Source organism: Fictibacillus phosphorivorans (genome assembly GCF_023715845.1).
GTDB lineage: Bacteria > Bacillota > Bacilli > Bacillales > Fictibacillaceae > Fictibacillus > Fictibacillus phosphorivorans_D.
This window is the reverse complement of the sequence record NZ_JAMBOR010000037.1, coordinates 1-17,815: the sequence shown is the minus strand read 5'-3', so window position 1 is coordinate 17,815 and position 17,815 is coordinate 1. Positions and strand designations below refer to the sequence as shown.

At 40.6% G+C, this 17,815-nt stretch carries 18 protein-coding genes, 1 tRNA gene, 1 other RNA gene, 1 riboswitch and 1 other annotated feature; of the genes, 4 read left to right on the top strand and 16 right to left on the bottom strand.

Annotated features, from left to right (window positions below):
• Positions 1–309: 309 nt before the first annotated feature.
• From M3206_RS18405 to tadA, 7 genes are all read right to left on the bottom strand, one after another.
• Positions 310–576 (bottom strand): pro-sigmaK processing inhibitor BofA family protein, encoded by a 267-nt coding sequence (locus M3206_RS18405; RefSeq protein ID WP_251313975.1) that lies wholly within the window; start codon positions 574–576, stop codon positions 310–312.
• 78 nt (positions 577–654) lie between these two features.
• Complete coding sequence (locus M3206_RS18400; protein ID WP_251313974.1) at positions 655–879, bottom strand: YaaL family protein; 225 nt, start codon at positions 877–879, stop codon at positions 655–657.
• A gap of 17 nt (positions 880–896) precedes the next feature.
• A complete protein-coding gene (gene recR / locus M3206_RS18395; protein WP_251313973.1) occupies positions 897–1,493 on the bottom strand; it encodes a recombination mediator RecR in 597 nt (198 codons plus the stop codon).
• A gap of 9 nt (positions 1,494–1,502) precedes the next feature.
• Entirely contained in the window at positions 1,503–1,817 is a 315-nt protein-coding gene (locus M3206_RS18390) for a YbaB/EbfC family nucleoid-associated protein (RefSeq protein WP_251313972.1), read from the bottom strand.
• Between the two features lie 14 nt (positions 1,818–1,831).
• Positions 1,832–3,544 (bottom strand): DNA polymerase III subunit gamma/tau, encoded by a 1,713-nt coding sequence (dnaX, locus tag M3206_RS18385; protein ID WP_251313971.1) that lies wholly within the window; start codon positions 3,542–3,544, stop codon positions 1,832–1,834.
• 104 nt (positions 3,545–3,648) lie between these two features.
• An RNA gene (ffs, locus tag M3206_RS18380) (signal recognition particle sRNA large type) lies at positions 3,649–3,913 on the bottom strand.
• Between the two features lie 86 nt (positions 3,914–3,999).
• The gene (gene tadA, locus M3206_RS18375) at positions 4,000–4,491 is read right to left on the bottom strand and encodes a tRNA adenosine(34) deaminase TadA (protein WP_251313978.1); all 492 of its coding nucleotides are present in this window, start codon (positions 4,489–4,491) and stop codon (positions 4,000–4,002) included.
• Positions 4,492–4,736: 245 nt separating this feature from the next.
• Here tadA and M3206_RS18370 point away from each other — a divergent pair, with 245 nt between their 5' ends.
• The 3 genes from M3206_RS18370 to M3206_RS18360 all read left to right on the top strand — a co-directional run bounded on the left by M3206_RS18370 (position 4,737) and on the right by M3206_RS18360 (position 6,762).
• Positions 4,737–5,339 (top strand): cysteine hydrolase family protein, encoded by a 603-nt coding sequence (locus tag M3206_RS18370; RefSeq protein WP_251313970.1) that lies wholly within the window; start codon positions 4,737–4,739, stop codon positions 5,337–5,339.
• Positions 5,340–5,455: 116 nt separating this feature from the next.
• The gene (locus tag M3206_RS18365; protein ID WP_251313969.1) at positions 5,456–6,097 is read left to right on the top strand and encodes a deoxynucleoside kinase; all 642 of its coding nucleotides are present in this window, start codon (positions 5,456–5,458) and stop codon (positions 6,095–6,097) included.
• Positions 6,094–6,762: a deoxynucleoside kinase gene (locus M3206_RS18360; RefSeq protein ID WP_251313968.1), complete on the top strand. Its 669-nt coding sequence runs from the start codon at positions 6,094–6,096 to the stop codon at positions 6,760–6,762. Before M3206_RS18365 ends, M3206_RS18360 begins: the two co-directional genes overlap by 4 nt.
• A gap of 48 nt (positions 6,763–6,810) precedes the next feature.
• Here M3206_RS18360 and M3206_RS18355 read toward each other — a convergent pair whose 3' ends face one another.
• From M3206_RS18355 to guaB, 9 genes are all read right to left on the bottom strand, one after another.
• The gene (locus M3206_RS18355; RefSeq protein WP_251313967.1) at positions 6,811–7,626 is read right to left on the bottom strand and encodes a MetQ/NlpA family ABC transporter substrate-binding protein; all 816 of its coding nucleotides are present in this window, start codon (positions 7,624–7,626) and stop codon (positions 6,811–6,813) included.
• A gap of 22 nt (positions 7,627–7,648) precedes the next feature.
• Positions 7,649–8,248, bottom strand: a complete 600-nt coding sequence (locus tag M3206_RS18350) for a methionine ABC transporter permease (RefSeq protein WP_251313977.1) — start codon at positions 8,246–8,248, stop codon at positions 7,649–7,651.
• Positions 8,249–8,303: 55 nt separating this feature from the next.
• Positions 8,304–9,317 carry a methionine ABC transporter ATP-binding protein gene (locus tag M3206_RS18345; RefSeq protein ID WP_251313966.1) on the bottom strand — a complete coding sequence of 338 codons (1,014 nt, stop codon included), beginning with the start codon at positions 9,315–9,317 and terminating at the stop codon, positions 8,304–8,306.
• 65 nt (positions 9,318–9,382) lie between these two features.
• A riboswitch (SAM riboswitch) is annotated at positions 9,383–9,490 on the bottom strand.
• Between the two features lie 204 nt (positions 9,491–9,694).
• A tRNA-Ser gene (locus M3206_RS18340) sits at positions 9,695–9,787 on the bottom strand.
• Between the two features lie 99 nt (positions 9,788–9,886).
• Positions 9,887–11,161: a serine--tRNA ligase gene (gene serS, locus M3206_RS18335; protein WP_251313965.1), complete on the bottom strand. Its 1,275-nt coding sequence runs from the start codon at positions 11,159–11,161 to the stop codon at positions 9,887–9,889.
• Between the two features lie 70 nt (positions 11,162–11,231).
• Positions 11,232–11,448: a binding site (T-box leader), on the bottom strand.
• A 37-nt stretch (positions 11,449–11,485) separates the two neighbouring features.
• Complete coding sequence (pdxT, locus tag M3206_RS18330) at positions 11,486–12,070, bottom strand: pyridoxal 5'-phosphate synthase glutaminase subunit PdxT (RefSeq protein ID WP_251313964.1); 585 nt, start codon at positions 12,068–12,070, stop codon at positions 11,486–11,488.
• Positions 12,071–12,074: 4 nt separating this feature from the next.
• Positions 12,075–12,959 carry a pyridoxal 5'-phosphate synthase lyase subunit PdxS gene (pdxS, locus tag M3206_RS18325; RefSeq protein WP_251313963.1) on the bottom strand — a complete coding sequence of 295 codons (885 nt, stop codon included), beginning with the start codon at positions 12,957–12,959 and terminating at the stop codon, positions 12,075–12,077.
• A gap of 387 nt (positions 12,960–13,346) precedes the next feature.
• Positions 13,347–14,684 (bottom strand): D-alanyl-D-alanine carboxypeptidase family protein, encoded by a 1,338-nt coding sequence (locus M3206_RS18320; RefSeq protein WP_251313962.1) that lies wholly within the window; start codon positions 14,682–14,684, stop codon positions 13,347–13,349.
• Between the two features lie 100 nt (positions 14,685–14,784).
• Positions 14,785–16,242, bottom strand: coding sequence for an IMP dehydrogenase (gene guaB, locus M3206_RS18315; RefSeq protein ID WP_251313961.1), 1,458 nt, complete (start codon positions 16,240–16,242; stop codon positions 14,785–14,787).
• A 140-nt stretch (positions 16,243–16,382) separates the two neighbouring features.
• Here guaB and M3206_RS18310 point away from each other — a divergent pair, with 140 nt between their 5' ends.
• Entirely contained in the window at positions 16,383–17,351 is a 969-nt protein-coding gene (locus M3206_RS18310) for a YaaC family protein (RefSeq protein WP_251313976.1), read from the top strand.
• Positions 17,352–17,815: the final 464 nt, after the last annotated feature.

Sequence of the window (17,815 nt, the reverse complement as noted above, 5' to 3'; positions counted from 1 at the left end):
GCCAGCGTTCATCCTGAGCCAGGATCAAACTCTCCATAAAAGTGTTTGACTTGCTCTAATTTCTTACTGACGGAATTCATTCTTAATTCCTTACCTTTGCTTTTGTTCAGTTTTCAAAGAACTTGTTGTAAAAACTCATTTAGTACGCCGTTCGTTTTGGCGACTTTAATAATATATCACGGTTCGCTAGGTTGGTCAATAGCTATTTTTAAATTATTTTCGATTTTAATAAAAAATGCCCAGAAGGCTTTTCATTAGCCTCTGGGCAGTCTTTGGACCGATCACAGTATTCATTATTAATGAAGGATTCTATCCTAGAATGAAAAACTCTATAGCAACAAGGGAAGCTAATCCTGGTAAGCCCGCAATTCCGGATATCAGTGCAGTGAACAGATTGATCGGAATGTGTATATCGAAAGAATTCCCGATCGCATTTAATAAGAAGAGAAGCAATGCTCCAATACAAAAGCGTGTGATTCCAAATCCAAGCCATTTAATTGGGCGCATGGGAGCACCGGCCAGCAAAAGAACGAAAATGATAGTCCCAAGTATCGCGATTACAGTAATCGGCTCCACCTTAAAAACCTCCTATACCTACAACCAATTTTATTTATTAGTCATTGTATGGGAGTTGTCCAAAAAAAAGACCAGCAGTTATTTTAATCTGCTGGTCGTTACATTTCTTTTTTTAGCTTCTTTTAATAAGAAGAAATATTTAGATTCTGCTAACTGAAGTTTAAAAATGACTTCTTCTGATGGTTCGACACTTCGTTCCACCATTGCTTTTTGATGCATCCATTCTGCTTTTAATTCATTAAGACTTTGGAGCAACTGTTGATCTCCAGACCGCTTCAAGCGCCCTTTTCGGGAAAAAAACATGTAGCAAACCCCTTTAGTTAGATTTCTCTTCTGCCTTCAAGCGCTTTAGATAGCGTAACTTCGTCCGCATATTCTAGGTCTCCGCCAACCGGGAGTCCGTGAGCGATACGCGTAATTTTAATACCTGTGGGCTTAAGAAGTCGTGCCATATACATAGCCGTTGCTTCTCCTTCTATGTTTGGATCTGTCGCCATAATGATCTCCTGAACTCCCTCGTCGGTTAAACGTTTTAAAAGTTCGGCGATTTTTATGTCTTCTGGACCGATACCGTCCATAGGAGAGATCGCTCCATGAAGAACGTGATAAAGGCCACGGTATTCTTTCATTTTTTCCATTGCTATAACATCTTTTGAATCATGAACGACACAGATTGTCGAACGATCTCTGCTTGAATCATCGCAAATCATACAAGGATCACGGTCAGTAATATGAAAACAATTGGAACAATAGATAAGTTGACGTTTCGCATTGACCAGTGCACGGCCAAAATCCAGTACGTCATCTTCCTTCATTTCCAATACGAAAAATGCCAGGCGAACCGCCGTTTTCGGTCCGATGCCCGGCAATTTCATAAAGCTTTCAATGAGTTTCGTTATCGGTTCAGGATAATGCATGAATAACTCCTAGAATAAACCAGGAATGTTTAGCCCTTTAGTGAATTTGCCCATGTCTTGTGAAACCATTTCGTCTACTTTCTTAAGCGCATCGTTCGTAGCCGCTAGCACAAGGTCTTGAAGCATTTCAATATCTTCAGGGTCTACAACTTCCTCTTTGATCGCAATATCAATGATCTCTTTGTGGCCGTTAGCTTTAACCGTAACCATTCCGCCACCAGCAGTTCCTTCGATCACCTTATCTTTTAATTCCTCTTGAGCTTTTGCCATATCACGTTGCATCTTTTGCATTTGTTTCATCATATTGTTCATGTTGCCTTTCATCTTAAAACTCCTCCTTATTCGTTATCTTCTTCTTTTATCTCAATTAAATCATCGCCAACTAATTTGATTGCTTCTGTAATAAGTGGATCATCCTTTTTTTCCTGCTCTTCAGAAGACGGCTGGCCTTGTTGTTGCTCTTTAATGAATTCAGCTTTTAGTTTCTGCCATTCCGGATCCAAAATGGACAGCATGGACAGGTTCTTTCCTATTGTACTATAAACTGCCCCTTCTACATAGCTTCTGTTATTCTCTTGAGAAGCCATCTGTCTATGAATTTCATGCTGAAATGACAGCAGAAATATTTGGTCAGAGCATGCTACAGGTTCTGCTCCAGACAGCAGCGCATACGCACTTACCTTTTCCGAACGGATCCTGTCTAATATTTCGCCCCACATTCCTTTTAATTGGACAAGGTTTTGTTTTTTGGCTTTTTTCAGCATCTCTTTTACTTGGCCGTGTGAAGCTCCACCTTGCGTACGAATCACTCTTTTTTCTTTTGGCGCCTCTTGCTCAGAAGAACCTGGAGCGCCGCTCTGCGTCCATCCGCCCTGTTTCATCTTAGAAAGTTCCTGCTCGAGCTTCTCGATTCTTTGTAAAAGAGGTTCCACAGAAGATTTCTCCGTTTGTACCGATCCACCTGCTTGTTTTTGATAGCAAATCTTAATGAACGTCGTCTCTAAAAAAATTTTAGGGTGATTGGTCCATTTCATCTCTTGCTGAGCCTGGTTTAATTGGCTGATGATCGAATAGATATTCTCTGTTTCAGTAGATGAGGCCAGTCGTTCGAACGACTCATCCGTTGAAACGCGCTCTAACAGCTCTTCAAGCTGTGGTGCTGCTTTATACAAGAGCATGTCTCTGTAGTAATAGATCAGATCTCCTAAGAAACGAACAGGGTCTTTTCCTTCTTGTAGAAGATCTGTTGATATAGTCAAAGCCTTTGATACATCTTTTGCTAAAAAGGCTTCTGCCATATCTGAAAGATGCTTTTGGGAAGCTGATCCGGTTACGGACAGTACATCCTCGACTCTCACCTTATCGTCACTGTATGAAATCGCCTGGTCCAATAAGCTAAGTGCATCACGCATCCCGCCCTCAGCAGCACGGGCTAATAATTGCAAAGCATCTTCTTCTACTTCTGTTCCGTTTGCATCCACGACCTTTTTCATCCGCCCAATGATCGACTGCGATGAAATCCGCTTAAAATCAAAACGCTGACATCTTGAAACAATCGTAGCCGGGATCTTATGCGGCTCTGTTGTTGCCAGGATGAAAATAACATGACTCGGGGGTTCTTCCAGCGTCTTTAAAAGAGCATTGAACGCTCCCGTGGATAACATATGTACTTCATCAATAATATAGACTTTGTATGTTACGGATGAAGGAGCAAACTTTACTTTGTCCCGAATGTCACGAATATCATCAACGCCCGTATTTGACGCCGCATCGATCTCGAGAACGTCTGAAATGGTCCCGTTCGTTATGCCTATACAAGCATCGCATTCATTACATGGTTCTGAAACTGGAGCACGTTCGCAGTTAACGGCTTTCGCAATAATTTTAGCTGCACTTGTTTTTCCCGTTCCTCTTGGTCCTGAAAACAGGTAGGCATGGGAAAGCTTGTCCTGCATCAAGGCATTTTGAATCGTTTTCGTTATGTGTTCCTGCCCGACCACATCTTCAAAGCTTTGCGGTCTCCATACACGGTAGAGTGCCTGATAACTCATCCCTTTGCCTCCCTAAATCAATTTATTCTTTCTTCATTATACTGAAACATTACAAAAAACTCACCCCTGAGACAAGGATGAGTTATTGTTTATATATTAGAATGCCGCGCACCTCTCTTTGGAATAGTCAACCTATGCGTACAAACGCAGTTAGCTCAGTCCAGGTTGCCCTACGGCACACGAAGTGATCCACTTACTGCTGCTTCCTTCCGGACCTGACAGGGTTCATGGGTCTCCGTTGCGCAGGACCCGGACATCAACACCACTTACGTCCGTCGGCCATACGTTGAAACTAACCGAGGAGAGGAATTCAACCTCGCTACAGCGGATTGCGAGTACAGGGCACCGCTACCTCCCCATCTAGCGCGACAAAGTGTATAACATTTTTAGATGCACAATCGAATGTGCAAGACTTAGTATACTATGCCTGTTATTAAAAATCAACCATACAAGCCTTAAAGACCCTTCTTCCTCTCTTCCTTTTCCTTCCTTTTTCGATCCCGGAGATTTCTAAAAAAGGTTGAAAGAATCTCTCGGCATTCCTCTTCTTTTACACCTGAGACAACTTCACACTGATGGTTGAAACGATCTTCTTCTAAAAGGTTCATCAACGTACCCGCGCAGCCACCCTTTGGATCTTTAGCACCGTATACGACTCTGTTCACTCTAGAGAGAACGATTGCGCCTGCACACATGGCGCAAGGCTCTAAAGTGACATATAAAGTCGTTCCTTCGAGTCTCCATGCTCCGTTTTCTTTACAAGCTTGATCGATCGCTAATAATTCTGCATGTGCGATCGCTCTTTGTTCCACTTCACGTAAATTATGAGCTTTCGAAATAATCTCTTCGTCTTTTATTAATACAGCACCGATCGGAACTTCACCGATATCAGCCGCTTTCTTCGCCTCTTTTAACGCAAGTTGCATAAAGTATTCATCTTTTTCTATTTGGTTCATGATACGTCCCGCTCCAAAGTTTTAGTTGTTAGAGATTATACAAGAGGTTTTGTAAATAATAAAGAAAGGAATCCTTTCAATACAATATGATTGAAAGTGACAGGTGTAAGACTCCTCGACATTGTATATTACATTTTTCGTGTACTTTATAGAGGATCACCACCCGCTCCCGTGGAAAGCAAGCAACCTGCAACCGAAATCAACAATCATCTAAAAAATAAAGGAGAGGGACTTCCATGCCGAAAAAAGAAGACAAGATCCCAGTCGCTTTGCTTATTATTGACGTAATCAATGACTTTAATTTTCCTGAAGCTGAACTTTTATTGAAAACATCAGCTCCTATTGCAGAAAAGATAGCAAACTTAAAGAAACGTGCTAAAAAGGAAGAAATACCTGTTATATATGTAAATGATAATTTCGGACAATGGCAGTCTGATAAACAAAAACTTGTGGAATACTGTATGGAACAGGATGGCGGAGAGTTCGTTAAACAACTGCAGCCAGATGATGACGACTATTTTGTTATAAAGCCAAAACACTCAGGATTCTTTTCAACTCCATTATCCACCTTATTAAATGACCTGGACATCCAAACACTGATCCTATGCGGTGTTGCAGGCAATATTTGTGTTCTCTTTACTGCAAATGATGCTTACATGCGCGGATTCACTATTTATACACCTTCTGATTGTTCCGCATCTAATATAGAAGAAGACAATAAAAGAGCATTACTATTAATGGAACGAACACTTGATGCCGATATAAGTTTAAGTGAAGAGTTAGATCTAAAGGCTATCATTGAGGAAGCTAAAAAAAGCAAACAAAAAAATATATACTAAGATGCTGTGAATCTCGATTAATTTTAGTGATAATCTAACCACCTTTTCCAAACGTATGCTACAATATTCTTTGTCTGTAATTTTTCGTTTTGTTAAAGAAAGGGAGGAAAAGGAAGATGAGTTCAACCCCCTTTATCGCAGTTGAAGGGCCGATTGGCGTAGGGAAAACATCACTGGCAAAAGCGATTGCCGAACACTTTAATTTTCAAATTTTAGAGGAAATTGTAGAAGAGAATCCTTTTCTCGGAAAATTTTACGACGACATCGATGAGTGGAGTTTTCAAACCGAGATGTTCTTTCTTTGTAACAGGTACAAACAGCTAGAAGATATTCAAAATCAATACTTAGCAAAGCACATACCTGTTGTTTCCGATTATCATATCTTTAAGAACCGAATTTTTGCCGGTCGAACGCTAAAAGACCGTCATTATCATAAATACATGCAGTGCTTTGATATCTTAACAGAAGATATGCCTGTTCCGAACATGATCATATACTTAAATGCTAGCCTTGATACATTATTAGAGCGCGTTCGTAAGCGTGGACGGTTCGTTGAACAAAACATGGAGCCAGCATACTTAGAACAGCTTGCTGCTGATTATGATACGTTCATGTCTGCGTTTAAAAGACAGCATCCTGAGATTCCGGTGCTAAGCTTTAATGGAGACGATCTTGATTTTGTTGCGTATGAAACGGATAAAGAGAAAATTTTATCCTTAATAGAAGCAGCTTTGAAAAAAGGAGAAGTTGCAAAATGAACAAGTTTGTACAATGCGGCATACCAAATGATGCTGTCATAACTGTAGCAGGCATGGTTGGTGCAGGTAAATCAACATTGACCAACGCTCTTGCTGATCGGTTAAATTTCCGTACATCTATGGAAAAGGTCGATAACAATCCTTACTTAGAAAATTTTTACCACGATTTTAAAAGATGGAGTTTTCATCTGCAGATTTTCTTTTTAGCAGAACGATTTAAAGAACAAAAAAGAATGTTCGATTATGGCGGAGGATTCGTCCAAGATCGTTCAATCTATGAAGATACAGGGATTTTTGCTCGTATGCATTATGATAAAGGAAATATGTCAGAAGTAGACTTTGCGACGTATACACACCTTTTTGAAGCGATGGTGATGACCCCTTATTTCCCTCAGCCAGATTGTTTGATCTATCTCGAAGGCTCGCTAGATGATATACTAGCTCGCATCCAGAAGCGAGGACGCAAGATGGAACAAGAGACACCTGTTTCATATTGGGAAGAAATGTACGATCGTTATGAAAAGTGGATCGCATCTTTTAATTCTTGTCCGGTGCTCCGTGTAAACATTAACGATTATGACATTCGTGAAAATCCTGAATCAATCAATCATATCATCGAAAAAATCGCACAAAAGATTGAAACGAAACGTGAAGTTCGTTTATAAAAGATAAAAATCCCCTTGTTCAATACATCTGAGCAAGGGGATTTACTATTATTTTTTCATCCACTCCGGCTTACCGAAGCCTTTAAACTCTTCATCGATTACTTTTTCAAATTCTTTCGATTCTACTACTTCTTTAATATCTTTAGCAAATTCCGATTTAAGATCTTTCGTATTAACAACTACACGGTTTCTGTACGTATCAGGCATATTTTCAAGCTGAATCGCATCTAATAGATCCATTTTAGCAGCAAGTGCAAAGTTCCCTGGCACAGCAGCAAGATCCGCACTTTGTACTGCACGCGGAAGCTGGGCTGCCTCTAACGGTTTAAATTTTAAGTTTTTCGGATTATCTTTTACATCTTTTTCAGAAGCGGTCAGCTGGTTAACATTTTCTTTGATCGTAATGAGTCCTGCATCTTCTAGCATGATTAACGTACGGGCTAAGTTTACAGGATCGTTAGGGATCGCAAGTGTGCTTCCTTCTTTGATCTCGTCTACCGATTTAAATTTGTTCGAGTACAGTCCCATTGGTGCTGTAGGGACAATGATGACTTCAGAGAGTTTAAGGTTCTTTTCTTTAGCAAAGTTCTCCATGTACACTTTATGCTGGAAAAGGTTCGCGTCGAGGTCTCCCTTAGAAAGTGCTAAGTTAGGCTGAATGTAATCACTGAATTCAATAACCTTAACCTTATATCCCTTTTTCTCTAAAGAAGGTTTGATCGCTTTATTTACCATGTCCGTATAAGGGCCGGCAGTTGCACCCAGAGTAACTTCTTTATCTTTTGGTGAGCCTGATGTGGAAGAGCAAGCGGCTAAAGCCAGTACAGCCAATGCTGTAAATAGAGTAAGTACTATCTTTTTCATTTATGAGATCCCCTTTGTTGTCTTATCTTTTATTTACCGCTCGAGCTACTCCGTCACCAATGACTTGCATAAGCTGCACGATAACGATCAGCAAGATAACTGTAGTAAGCATGATGGTGTTGTCATATCTGTAATAGCCGAATCGAATCGCAAAGTCACCGATTCCTCCGCCCCCTACAATACCCGCCATTGCAGAATATCCTAATAAGCTGATGGCTGTGACTGTAATCGCTTGGACGATCCCAGGTTTCGCTTCAGGAAGCAGCACCTCACGGATAATCATCCATGGTGTTGCTCCTACCGCAACAGCGGCCTCGATCACACCTTTATCGATCTCCCTTAATGAAGTTTCGACTAAGCGTGCAAAGAATGGTATAGCGGCTACAGAGAGTGATACTGAAGCAGCAGTTGGTCCGATCGTTGTACCTGTGATCAACTGCGTTAAAGGCAGCAAAGCTACAAGAAGGATGATAAATGGTACCGAACGGATCAGGTTTACTAAAACACCCGCAACCTGTTTGATCCAAACATTTTCAAAGAATAAACCCCTGTCTGTAACAAATAATGCGATTCCTAGTGGAAGGCCGACGATTAATGCAACCCCTAATGAGATCGCGACCATATATAATGTCTCAAAAAACGCTTTATTCAAATCTGGAAGGATGCTGTACAATGAATCAAGCAACTTGCTTCACCACCTCTAAATTTTGTATACGATCTTTAATGTACGTGATGGCCCTTTTAACTTCTGCCTCTTCACCTAACAGTTCCATGATAAAAATGCCTAATGGGGTTTCCTGAATGTATTCGATCTTTCCATGAAGGATATTTCCTTTTACCTTAAAGTTTTGAAAGAGCTCAGAGACGACTGCTTCTTCTGCGATCGCACCCTTGAAATGAATTTTGATGACCACGCCTTTACGTCCTTTTAAGAGTGGTTCAGGAAGTTCCATCTGTATAACACTGCTGATAAACGTTTTAGTTAATTCTTTTTCTGGATGGGCGAATAAGTTATATACATCGCCCGCTTCGATGATCTCGCCGTCCTGCATCACTGCCATTCTGTGGCAGATCTCTTTTACAACTTCCATCTCATGAGTGATCAGTACAATCGTTATGCCAAGCTTCTTATTAATGGATTTAAGTAGTGAAAGAATAGATTTTGTTGTATTTGGATCAAGTGCAGAAGTCGCTTCATCACAAAGCAGAACTTTAGGATCATTGGCTAGTGCACGTGCAATGCCGACTCGCTGCTTTTGTCCTCCGCTCAGCTGAGCAGGATATTGATCCTTTTGGTTTTCTAATCCAACCATCTGCAGGAGCTCAAGGGTCTTTTGATTAATCTCTGCTTTCTTCTTTCCGGCAGCTCGTAGTGCGAATGCGATATTTTCAAAAACGGTCTTTGCGCTTATCAGATGAAAATGCTGAAAGATCATTCCAATTTTTAGCCGTTCCTCACGAAGTTCTTTTTTAGATAAGGTGGTAATCGGGACTCCGTCGATTAAAATCTCACCGGATGTTGGCTTCTCTAATAAATTTAAGCAACGGAGGAGAGAACTTTTGCCTGCACCACTATAGCCCACAATCCCGAAGATCTCACCCTTCTCGATCGTGAGGGATACATTCTTAACTCCTACAATGTCTTTTCCTTTAGCGGTATATATTTTTGTTACATCACGTACTTCAATCATGTTTCTGTCCTCCTTCAATATAAAAAACCCTCTTCATTCTGTGGAAGAGGGCGAATAGTTACATCGACTTATCTTCCAGAATGAATCAATCATTCTGCAGGAAGTAGCACCGTTCCATAATGGAGGTTGCCGGACTTCATTGGGCCTGATCCCTCAGTCTCTCTTAATAAGTGTTGATTATTTGATTAAGTTATAATTGACATCATACTACCTGTCGAAAAGTTCTGTCAATAAGTTTTTTTAATCCTTTAAAGTGTTAGCGCTTACATTGTTTACAAACAAATTAATTTTTTGAGTTATGAATGGGAGTATCTTTAAGAAAAAAAATATAACAAAAAACCTCATCTGATAAGCTCAGATGAGGTTGAGTATGTATATGGAGGAGGTAGAGGGATTCGAACCCCCGCGGGCTGTTACACCCCTGTCGGTTTTCAAGACCGATCCCTTCAGCCGGACTTGGGTATACCTCCGTGTGACTGACAAGAACTATAATAACATGTGGTAATTTGAGTGTCAACGTTTATTTTAAAAAAAAATAAAAAAAGAGAGGAAAAAATTCCTCTCTTTTTTTACTTAATTACTTCTTTATTCCCCATGTATGGACGAAGCACTTCTGGAATGATGACCGTTCCATCTTCTTGTTGGTAGTTCTCTAAAATAGCGGCTACCGTACGGCCGATCGCTAAGCCAGACCCGTTTAGTGTATGAACAAATTCTGGCTTTCCTTTTGGTTCTCTACGGAAACGAATTTGAGCACGGCGGGCTTGGAAATCTTCAAAGTTAGAGCAAGAAGAGATTTCGCGGTATTCCCCGTAGCTTGGAAGGTATACTTCGATATCGTATTTTTTGGCAGCTGTAAATCCTAGGTCAGCCGTACACATACTTAATACACGGTATGGAAGGTTTAACAGCTGAAGAATTTTTTCAGCATGGCCCGTTAACTTTTCGAGCTCATCATAAGAATCTTCTGGTTTCACAAAGCGTACAAGCTCTACTTTATTAAACTGGTGCTGACGGATTAATCCTCGTGTATCGCGGCCAGCAGATCCTGCTTCAGAACGGAAGCAAGCACTGTATGCTGCATACGTGATCGGAAGTTCCTCTGCAGTTAAGATTTCTTCACGGTGCATATTTGTCACCGGAACCTCGGACGTTGGGATGAGGAAATAATCTTCTTCACGAATCTTAAATGCATCTTCTTCAAATTTAGGAAGCTGCCCCGTGCCCGTCATGCTTTGACGGTTAACCATGTATGGCGGAAGGACTTCTGTATAGCCATGTTCGTCTTCATGATAGTCCATCATAAAGTTGATCAAAGCTCGTTCTAAACGTGCTCCAAGACCTTTATAGAAGGCAAATCGACTTCCTGTAACCTTTGCACCTCGTTCAAAGTCAACGATGTTCAATTCAGTCGCGATATCCCAGTGAGCCTTTGGTTCATAAGAAAACTCCGGTACATCTCCCCAATGGCGGACTGGTACGTTGTCATCTTCTGTTTCTCCAACAGGTACACTTTCATGCGGGATATTAGGCAATGTAAGCATGATTCCGTTAAGGTCTTCTTCAACCTGACGAAGTTCTTCGTCGATTGTCTTAATCTTATCCCCTACTTCACGCATCTCGGCGATCAGATGATCAGCATCTTTTTTCTCACGCTTGAATTCAGCTACCTGTTTAGATACCTCATTACGCTTTGATTTTAACGCCTCCGTTTCACCGATTAATTCACGACGGCGCTGATCAAGGGCTTCAAACTGATCTAAACCAGAAAGATCTTCTCCCCTTGCAGACAGCTTTTCTTTTACTTCTTCAAAATTAGCACGAACAAATTTTAAATCTAACATGCTTGTTTCCTCCTTTATTCGTTATAAAAATTAAAAAACTCCCGCCCCTGCTCCTAATGATCACATTAGAAACAGGGACGAGAGTTAACCCGCGTTGCCACCCTGATTGCAATAGAACTGTGCCTATTGCCGGCTCGTTTAAAGATAACGGTTCTTCACCGGAAAAGCTTACTGGCTTCAGCTTTTCACTCGAGGATGGATTCACAAAACGCTTCGATCGGTTTTCACCAGCCACCGACTCTCTACACAAAGGCATCTTTGCTACTAGTTCCTGTCATTGATTTTTTATGATGATTTTATAGTAATGTACAGTATTTTTTTATTTTATGCAACTACTTCTTTACTTGTTTGTACCATTTTCACAAAATACTGATGTAAACGGTAGTCGTCCGTCAATTCCGGATGGAATGCTGCACATAAGAAGTGGCCATGTTTAGCTGCAACGATTCGATCGTTATGCTTTGAAAGGATCTCAACATCAGGACCGACTTCTACGATGTATGGTGCTCGGATGAATACACCCGTAAAGTCTTCCCCAACTCCGTGAATCATAAGATCAGCCTCAAAGCTGTCAACTTGACGACCAAATGCGTTACGTTCTACGGTCATGTCGATCAGCTCTAGGTGAGCGCTGTCCTGACCTTGAATCCTTTTAGCCATTAAGATCATTCCTGCACAAGTACCGAAAACAGGTTTATTTTTAGCAAATTCCTTCAACGGCTCAAGGAATTGATATTTATCGATTAAGCGTCTCATTGCTGTGCTTTCGCCGCCTGGTATAACCAAGCCATCAAGATCATGAAGCTCTTCCACACGTTTTACTGCTACAGCTTGTGCTCCAGAAGCTTCTATCGCTTTAGCATGCTCCTGTACTGCACCTTGTAAAGCAAGAATTCCGATTTTCAGCATGTACTTACCAGCCTCGCTCCTGCATGCGCTCGCCTTGAGCAAGTGTAGAAATTTCGATACCTTTCATAGGAGTACCTAGACCTTTAGAAAGTTCAGCGATTAATTTGTAATCTTGATAGTGTGTAGTAGCTTCAACGATCGCACGAGCAAATTTTTCTGGGTTCTCAGATTTGAAGATTCCAGATCCTACGAATACGCCGTCTGCACCAAGCTGCATCATAAGTGCTGCATCTGCTGGTGTAGCGATACCGCCTGCTGCAAAGTTAACTACAGGAAGCTTTCCGTCTTTTTTGATCTGAAGCAGCACTTCGAATGGAGCACCTAAGTTTTTAGCTTCAGTCATAAGCTCGTCTTCACTCATCGCTACAACTTTGCGGATTTGTCCTTGGATCATTCTCATGTGACGAACCGCTTCAACGATGTTCCCTGTTCCAGGCTCACCTTTTGTACGAAGCATGGATGCACCTTCACCAATACGGCGTGATGCTTCTCCAAGATCACGAGCACCACATACGAAAGGAACTGTGTAGTCACTCTTCAACAAGTGGAAAACTTCATCTGCTGGTGTTAATACTTCACTCTCATCGATATAGTCAACACCCATCGCTTCAAGCACACGTGCTTCTACGATATGTCCGATACGTGCTTTAGCCATTACAGGAATGGATACAGCATTTAATACTTCTTCAACGATTGTTGGATCAGCCATACGAGCTACTCCGCCTGCTGCACGAATATCTGAAGGGACACGCTCTAATGCCATTACGGCTACTGCACCAGCTTCTTCAGCGATGCGCGCTTGCTCAGCGTTAATAACATCCATAATAACGCCGCCCTTTTGCATTTCTGCCATTCCTCTTTTTACACGTTCAGTACCTGTTTTTAACATGCTACAAACCCCCTGATTATATGTGGTATAACCGATTACCTCGGTTCTTTTAAAACTAAACTAGTCCTCATCTATTTTATCGCAATTCATGAAAAGCGCAAGACTCTCTATTTTCAGAAAATATTCGCTTTTGAAGATAGTTGTATTTTGTTGATAGTTTTAAACTTCCCAACCAAGTTGATTGAACGCATGATACCATGATACGAGACTCTTGTGGGACGAGCGGTCAGGTGGGGACTCCTATTGGTACAACGCGCCACCGCACGCCCTGCTGAAAGCGAGTATCTAAGAGCGGAAATCAACTACTATCAAGAGCAAACCATGTATCCAAAATAGCTTTTATAAAAAAGCTCCTCAGCATTCGCTGAAGAGCTAAGATATTAGTAATTAGAACAACCCTTTAATCATGTCCACTGTTCCGGACCAGATTCCGCCAAAGAAGCTTCCGACTCCTCGTAGTGCAAGAACGAACCAGTTTGCTTTTTCAACAGATTTTGTTGTTACAACTTCTGTTTTCCCTTCTTTATCTCCATCAAGCAGGTAACCGTAATCGTCACCTTTCCCTTTATACTCGATTTTGATATGTCCAACTGTTTCTCCTTTTTTAATGGGAGCAGTCAGTTCACCGTCTTTCGTTAGTTTCTTCTTATCAACTACGAATTTTGGCTTATAGTTTTCTTTTTCTCCTCTTTTAATAACCATAGAAAGAGGTTCTTTTGTTGCCACGTTTACTTCTTTATCTTTACCTTTTACAACAGGGACCGTTTTGTTGCCTTTAATTTGATAGTTAGCAGGCAAGATTTTTTCTTTTTCAAAATTAGCGAATCCATAATCAAATAACTTTTTCGTTTCTTTAAATCGAGCTAAACGACTATCAGTATTCATTACAACCGATATAAGTCGTGTATCGCCTTGTTTGATCGTTCCTGTAAAGCAGTTACCCGCAAGGTCTGTAGAACCCGTCTTCAGCCCGTCTACCCCTTTATAACCACTGTTCAGCTCAGGCAGCATCCAGTTCCAATTTTCCATTTGAATCTCATCATCTGAACCTTTACGGAATTTCATACGTGGAATACTTGCTGTTTCTAATACTTCAGGATGGTCTTGCAGCAATCTGAAAGCAAGAATTGCAGTTGCACGCGGACTCATCATGTTTTCATCTGTTTCGGAACCCGTGGAATGATTACCGAATAAATCTTTATTGTTAAGACCTGTAGAGTTAACAAATTTATAGTCTTTCATGCCAAACTCTTTAGCTTTAGCATTCATTTTTTTAACAAATTCACCTTCAGAACCAGCTAAAAGCTCGGCTAAGGCAATCGTTGAACCATTCGCTGAATAAATCGCCATCGATTGATACAATTCACGTACAGTATACTTTTCATCGACACGCAATGGTACGTTTGATAATGACCGGTTTTGTGAAATCTTATGTGCATACTCAGAAATACTTGTTTTCTGATCCCATGAAATCTTATCTTTATCAATTGCTTCTAACAATAAGTATTCAGTCATCATCTTACTCATACTTGCAGGAGCAAGTAATGCATCAGCATTTTTCTGATATAATATTTTCCCTGTTTCTGCATCTACGAGAATAGCACCTTCAGCTTTAATATCTAAAGCAGGCGCTGCACTTGCTGTTTGAGAAAAACTAAATAAACTTCCAAATACAAATGAAAATACTAGCGTCAACGCTAATAGTTGCTTAATCTTGCTGTTCAAAAAACTGCACCTCCATACCCATTTACACACAAAAATTATTGTAACATACACCTTTTCAAAAAAATAGACAGAGGTTATACCTCTGTCTGAAAATGTGCCTTTAGACCGAATAATTCGGTGCTTCCTTTGTAATTTGAACTTGGTGAGGATGACTTTCACGAAGTCCTGCTCCCGTAATTTTTACGAAACGAGAATTATTTTGAAGCTCTTCGATTGTAGCTGTTCCGCAATATCCCATTCCTGAGCGGATGCCTCCGAGTAGCTGATAGATTGTATCTGCTAGAGGTCCTTTATACGGTACGCGCCCTTCAATGCCTTCTGGAACAAGTTTCTTATTATTTTCCTGGAAATATCGATCACTGCTGCCGCGTTCCATTGCCCCAACAGAGCCCATTCCGCGATAAACCTTAAACTGGCGTCCTTGGAAGATTTCACGCTCCCCTGGGCTTTCTGATACTCCAGCAAGCATGCTTCCTAACATGACAGCATGTCCACCTGAAGCAAGTGCTTTAACGATATCTCCTGAATATTTGATACCGCCGTCAGCAATGATCGGTACACCATATTTCTTAGCTTCTGTCGCACAGTCATATACAGCAGTAACTTGTGGTACACCTACACCCGCAACAACACGAGTCGTACAGATTGATCCAGGTCCGATTCCTACTTTAACAACGTTAGCTCCAGCTTCGATAAGGTCACGCGTTGCTTCAGCTGTTGCTACGTTACCTGCTATGATCGTTAAGTCTGGATAAGTCGCTTTTACCTCTGCTACTTTCTGCAACACACCTTCTGAATGTCCGTGTGCTGTATCAATAACGATTGCATCCACACCAGCTTCTACAAGCTTCTCAACCCGTAGTAATGCATCCTTTGTAACTCCCACTGCTGCACCTACTAAGAGACGTCCTTGCGAGTCTTTTGCAGAATTTGGGAATTCAATCACTTTTTCAATATCCTTGATCGTGATTAAGCCTTGAAGCGTACCATCTTCATCAACTAAAGGAAGTTTTTCGATTTTATATTGTTGAAGAATTTTTTCTGCTTCTTTTAATGTAGTTCCTACAGGAGCTGTTACTAAGTTCTCCTTCGTCATTACATCCGAGATCTTTATGGAATAATCCTGAACAAAACGTAAATCTCGGTTTGTTAGTATGCCTACCAACTTTTTATCTGCATCTACAATCGGTACACCGCTGATCCGGTATTTACCCATTAGGTGCTCCGCATCGAAAACTTGATGTTCTGGTGTTAAATAGAACGGATTTGTGATTACACCGCTCTCTGATCGTTTTACACGGTCAACTTGTTCAGCTTGTTCTTCAATCGACATATTCTTATGGATGATCCCAAGTCCGCCTTGACGCGCCATAGCAATCGCCATGTTTGCTTCCGTAACAGTATCCATCCCAGCACTAATGATCGGAATATTTAATTGTATTGAATCAGACAACCTTGTTTTAATGGAAACTTCATTAGGAAGAACGGAAGACTTTGCAGGAATTAATAAAACATCATCAAACGTTAATCCTTCTTTAGCAAATTTATCTTGCCACATGCCAAACCCACCCCTTCAAATTTTTAATCCTGAAAAATATTATTTGTAGATTATCAACTGGGTAAACTAGTGTCAAGGAATACAAGATATGTTCGATTTTTCAAATAATTTAAATTGCAGGAGGAAAACAACCCGTGGTAATGAAGTATGATGTTTGGTCTATGTTTGATATGTTCTTTTCCTCTCAAAAAACCCAGCAATTTCTAGCTAATCAATATAAAAAACATGAACTGCAGGATAGCAACGGAAAAAGTTTTGATAACACGTATGGATTTATTTACTATATTGAACACGGAAAAAAATACTATAATTTAGCTGATCAAGCTCCTGTTGAACTTAAACCGGTTCTTCTCTTTTACGGGATGACACAGTTGATGAAGGCATGCATCCTATGTAATGATCCTGATTATCCCGATTCCAGTTCCGTTTTAGCCCATGGCTTATCAACTAGAAAAAGAAAAAAGCGCAGTTATGAATTTTTAAATGATGAAGTGAAAGTACAGAAATCGGGATTGTTTAATCACTTTTGCGAAAAAATGTTTCACATGAAACATATAGAGGGCGAAAAGTTTATGATGAATGACTTATTAAGCACACTCCCGGAACTTACTCCTCTGTACAAACAAATGACTGGTGTTATCTATCAGATGAAATTAATCAAAGAGTCCAACGATACCTTTTTACTATCTAAAGAAGCTGCTGATTTTCTGCACATGTCGGCAGATCGATTTGAGGAGTACATGAATAGTATGTTTTCTTCAAAAATTAAGTTAGAAGTAAAAGATGAAAATGATTATCGCCTTCTAGTTAAAGAGCGATTGATTCCATTTGATTGTGCTCCTCTTCATTACCATCTCGCTGAAGATACATACTATTTTCCGGTAGATCGGGATCTGCTTCAGATGTCTGTCCTCAATGAATTGATGGTCCATTATGTTCTGCTCTATAACCTAAGTATGATTAGCCGTTATGATACAGAATGGTGGAGTGAACTATTTCACACTTATACTTCACAAGAGCTCCCTTTTATTAATCAATTCCTCCGGGTAACCGGCGAAAAGATTCCCTACCTGTTTGGGCAATTGCTCCATACTATGGATATACCTTAATTATGAAAAGAAGAAACCAGCCAGTGTAGTTTATGGCTGGTTGTTTGTTTTTTAGTTTTAGAAAAGGATGGGTGACGATCTTTCGATGTAACGATAAACGGCTAAAAGTGGTGGTTTTGATTCATCAAAACATCCTTATTCTCTTGTTTATATAAAAAAAGATGGATGTTCTCCATCTTCTTCATTATGGATTGAAATACCTCTCTATATAAGGGTGGCTGACGGTCGTCAGCCCTCGTTTTAAGTTTTACGGTACGTGTTCTTTTAATCTGTTACACGTTCGCGCAAGATGACCCTCGTTTCGCTCAATATCTTCGAGTAACGCTCAGAATCGACAAGCTACGCTCAAAATTCCAGATCTTCGCTCAGAATGGGTGGGTTTTCGCTCAAACTTGGATTTCAGGCCTTTCGATGTAACAATAAACGGCTTAAAATGGTGGTTTTGATTCATCAAAACATCCTAT

What these genes read in the sequence shown, in the direction of transcription:
- M3206_RS18400 (WP_251313974.1), bottom strand. Translation starts at nt 879, where the DNA reads ATGTTTTTTTCCCGAAAAGGGCGCTTGAAGCGGTCTGGAGATCAACAG.
- recR (WP_251313973.1), bottom strand. Translation starts at nt 1,493, where the DNA reads ATGCATTATCCTGAACCGATAACGAAACTCATTGAAAGCTTTATGAAA.
- M3206_RS18390 (WP_251313972.1), bottom strand. Translation starts at nt 1,817, where the DNA reads ATGAAAGGCAACATGAACAATATGATGAAACAAATGCAAAAGATGCAA.
- dnaX (WP_251313971.1), bottom strand. Translation starts at nt 3,544, where the DNA reads ATGAGTTATCAGGCACTCTACCGTGTATGGAGACCGCAAAGCTTTGAA.
- M3206_RS18370 (WP_251313970.1), top strand. Translation starts at nt 4,737, where the DNA reads ATGCCGAAAAAAGAAGACAAGATCCCAGTCGCTTTGCTTATTATTGAC.
- M3206_RS18365 (WP_251313969.1), top strand. Translation starts at nt 5,456, where the DNA reads ATGAGTTCAACCCCCTTTATCGCAGTTGAAGGGCCGATTGGCGTAGGG.
- M3206_RS18360 (WP_251313968.1), top strand. Translation starts at nt 6,094, where the DNA reads ATGAACAAGTTTGTACAATGCGGCATACCAAATGATGCTGTCATAACT.
- M3206_RS18355 (WP_251313967.1), bottom strand. Translation starts at nt 7,626, where the DNA reads ATGAAAAAGATAGTACTTACTCTATTTACAGCATTGGCTGTACTGGCT.
- M3206_RS18350 (WP_251313977.1), bottom strand. Translation starts at nt 8,248, where the DNA reads ATGGTCGCGATCTCATTAGGGGTTGCATTAATCGTCGGCCTTCCACTA.
- M3206_RS18345 (WP_251313966.1), bottom strand. Translation starts at nt 9,317, where the DNA reads ATGATTGAAGTACGTGATGTAACAAAAATATATACCGCTAAAGGAAAA.
- serS (WP_251313965.1), bottom strand. Translation starts at nt 11,161, where the DNA reads ATGTTAGATTTAAAATTTGTTCGTGCTAATTTTGAAGAAGTAAAAGAA.
- pdxT (WP_251313964.1), bottom strand. Translation starts at nt 12,070, where the DNA reads ATGCTGAAAATCGGAATTCTTGCTTTACAAGGTGCAGTACAGGAGCAT.
- pdxS (WP_251313963.1), bottom strand. Translation starts at nt 12,959, where the DNA reads ATGTTAAAAACAGGTACTGAACGTGTAAAAAGAGGAATGGCAGAAATG.
- guaB (WP_251313961.1), bottom strand. Translation starts at nt 16,242, where the DNA reads ATGTGGCAAGATAAATTTGCTAAAGAAGGATTAACGTTTGATGATGTT.
- M3206_RS18310 (WP_251313976.1), top strand. Translation starts at nt 16,383, where the DNA reads ATGAAGTATGATGTTTGGTCTATGTTTGATATGTTCTTTTCCTCTCAA.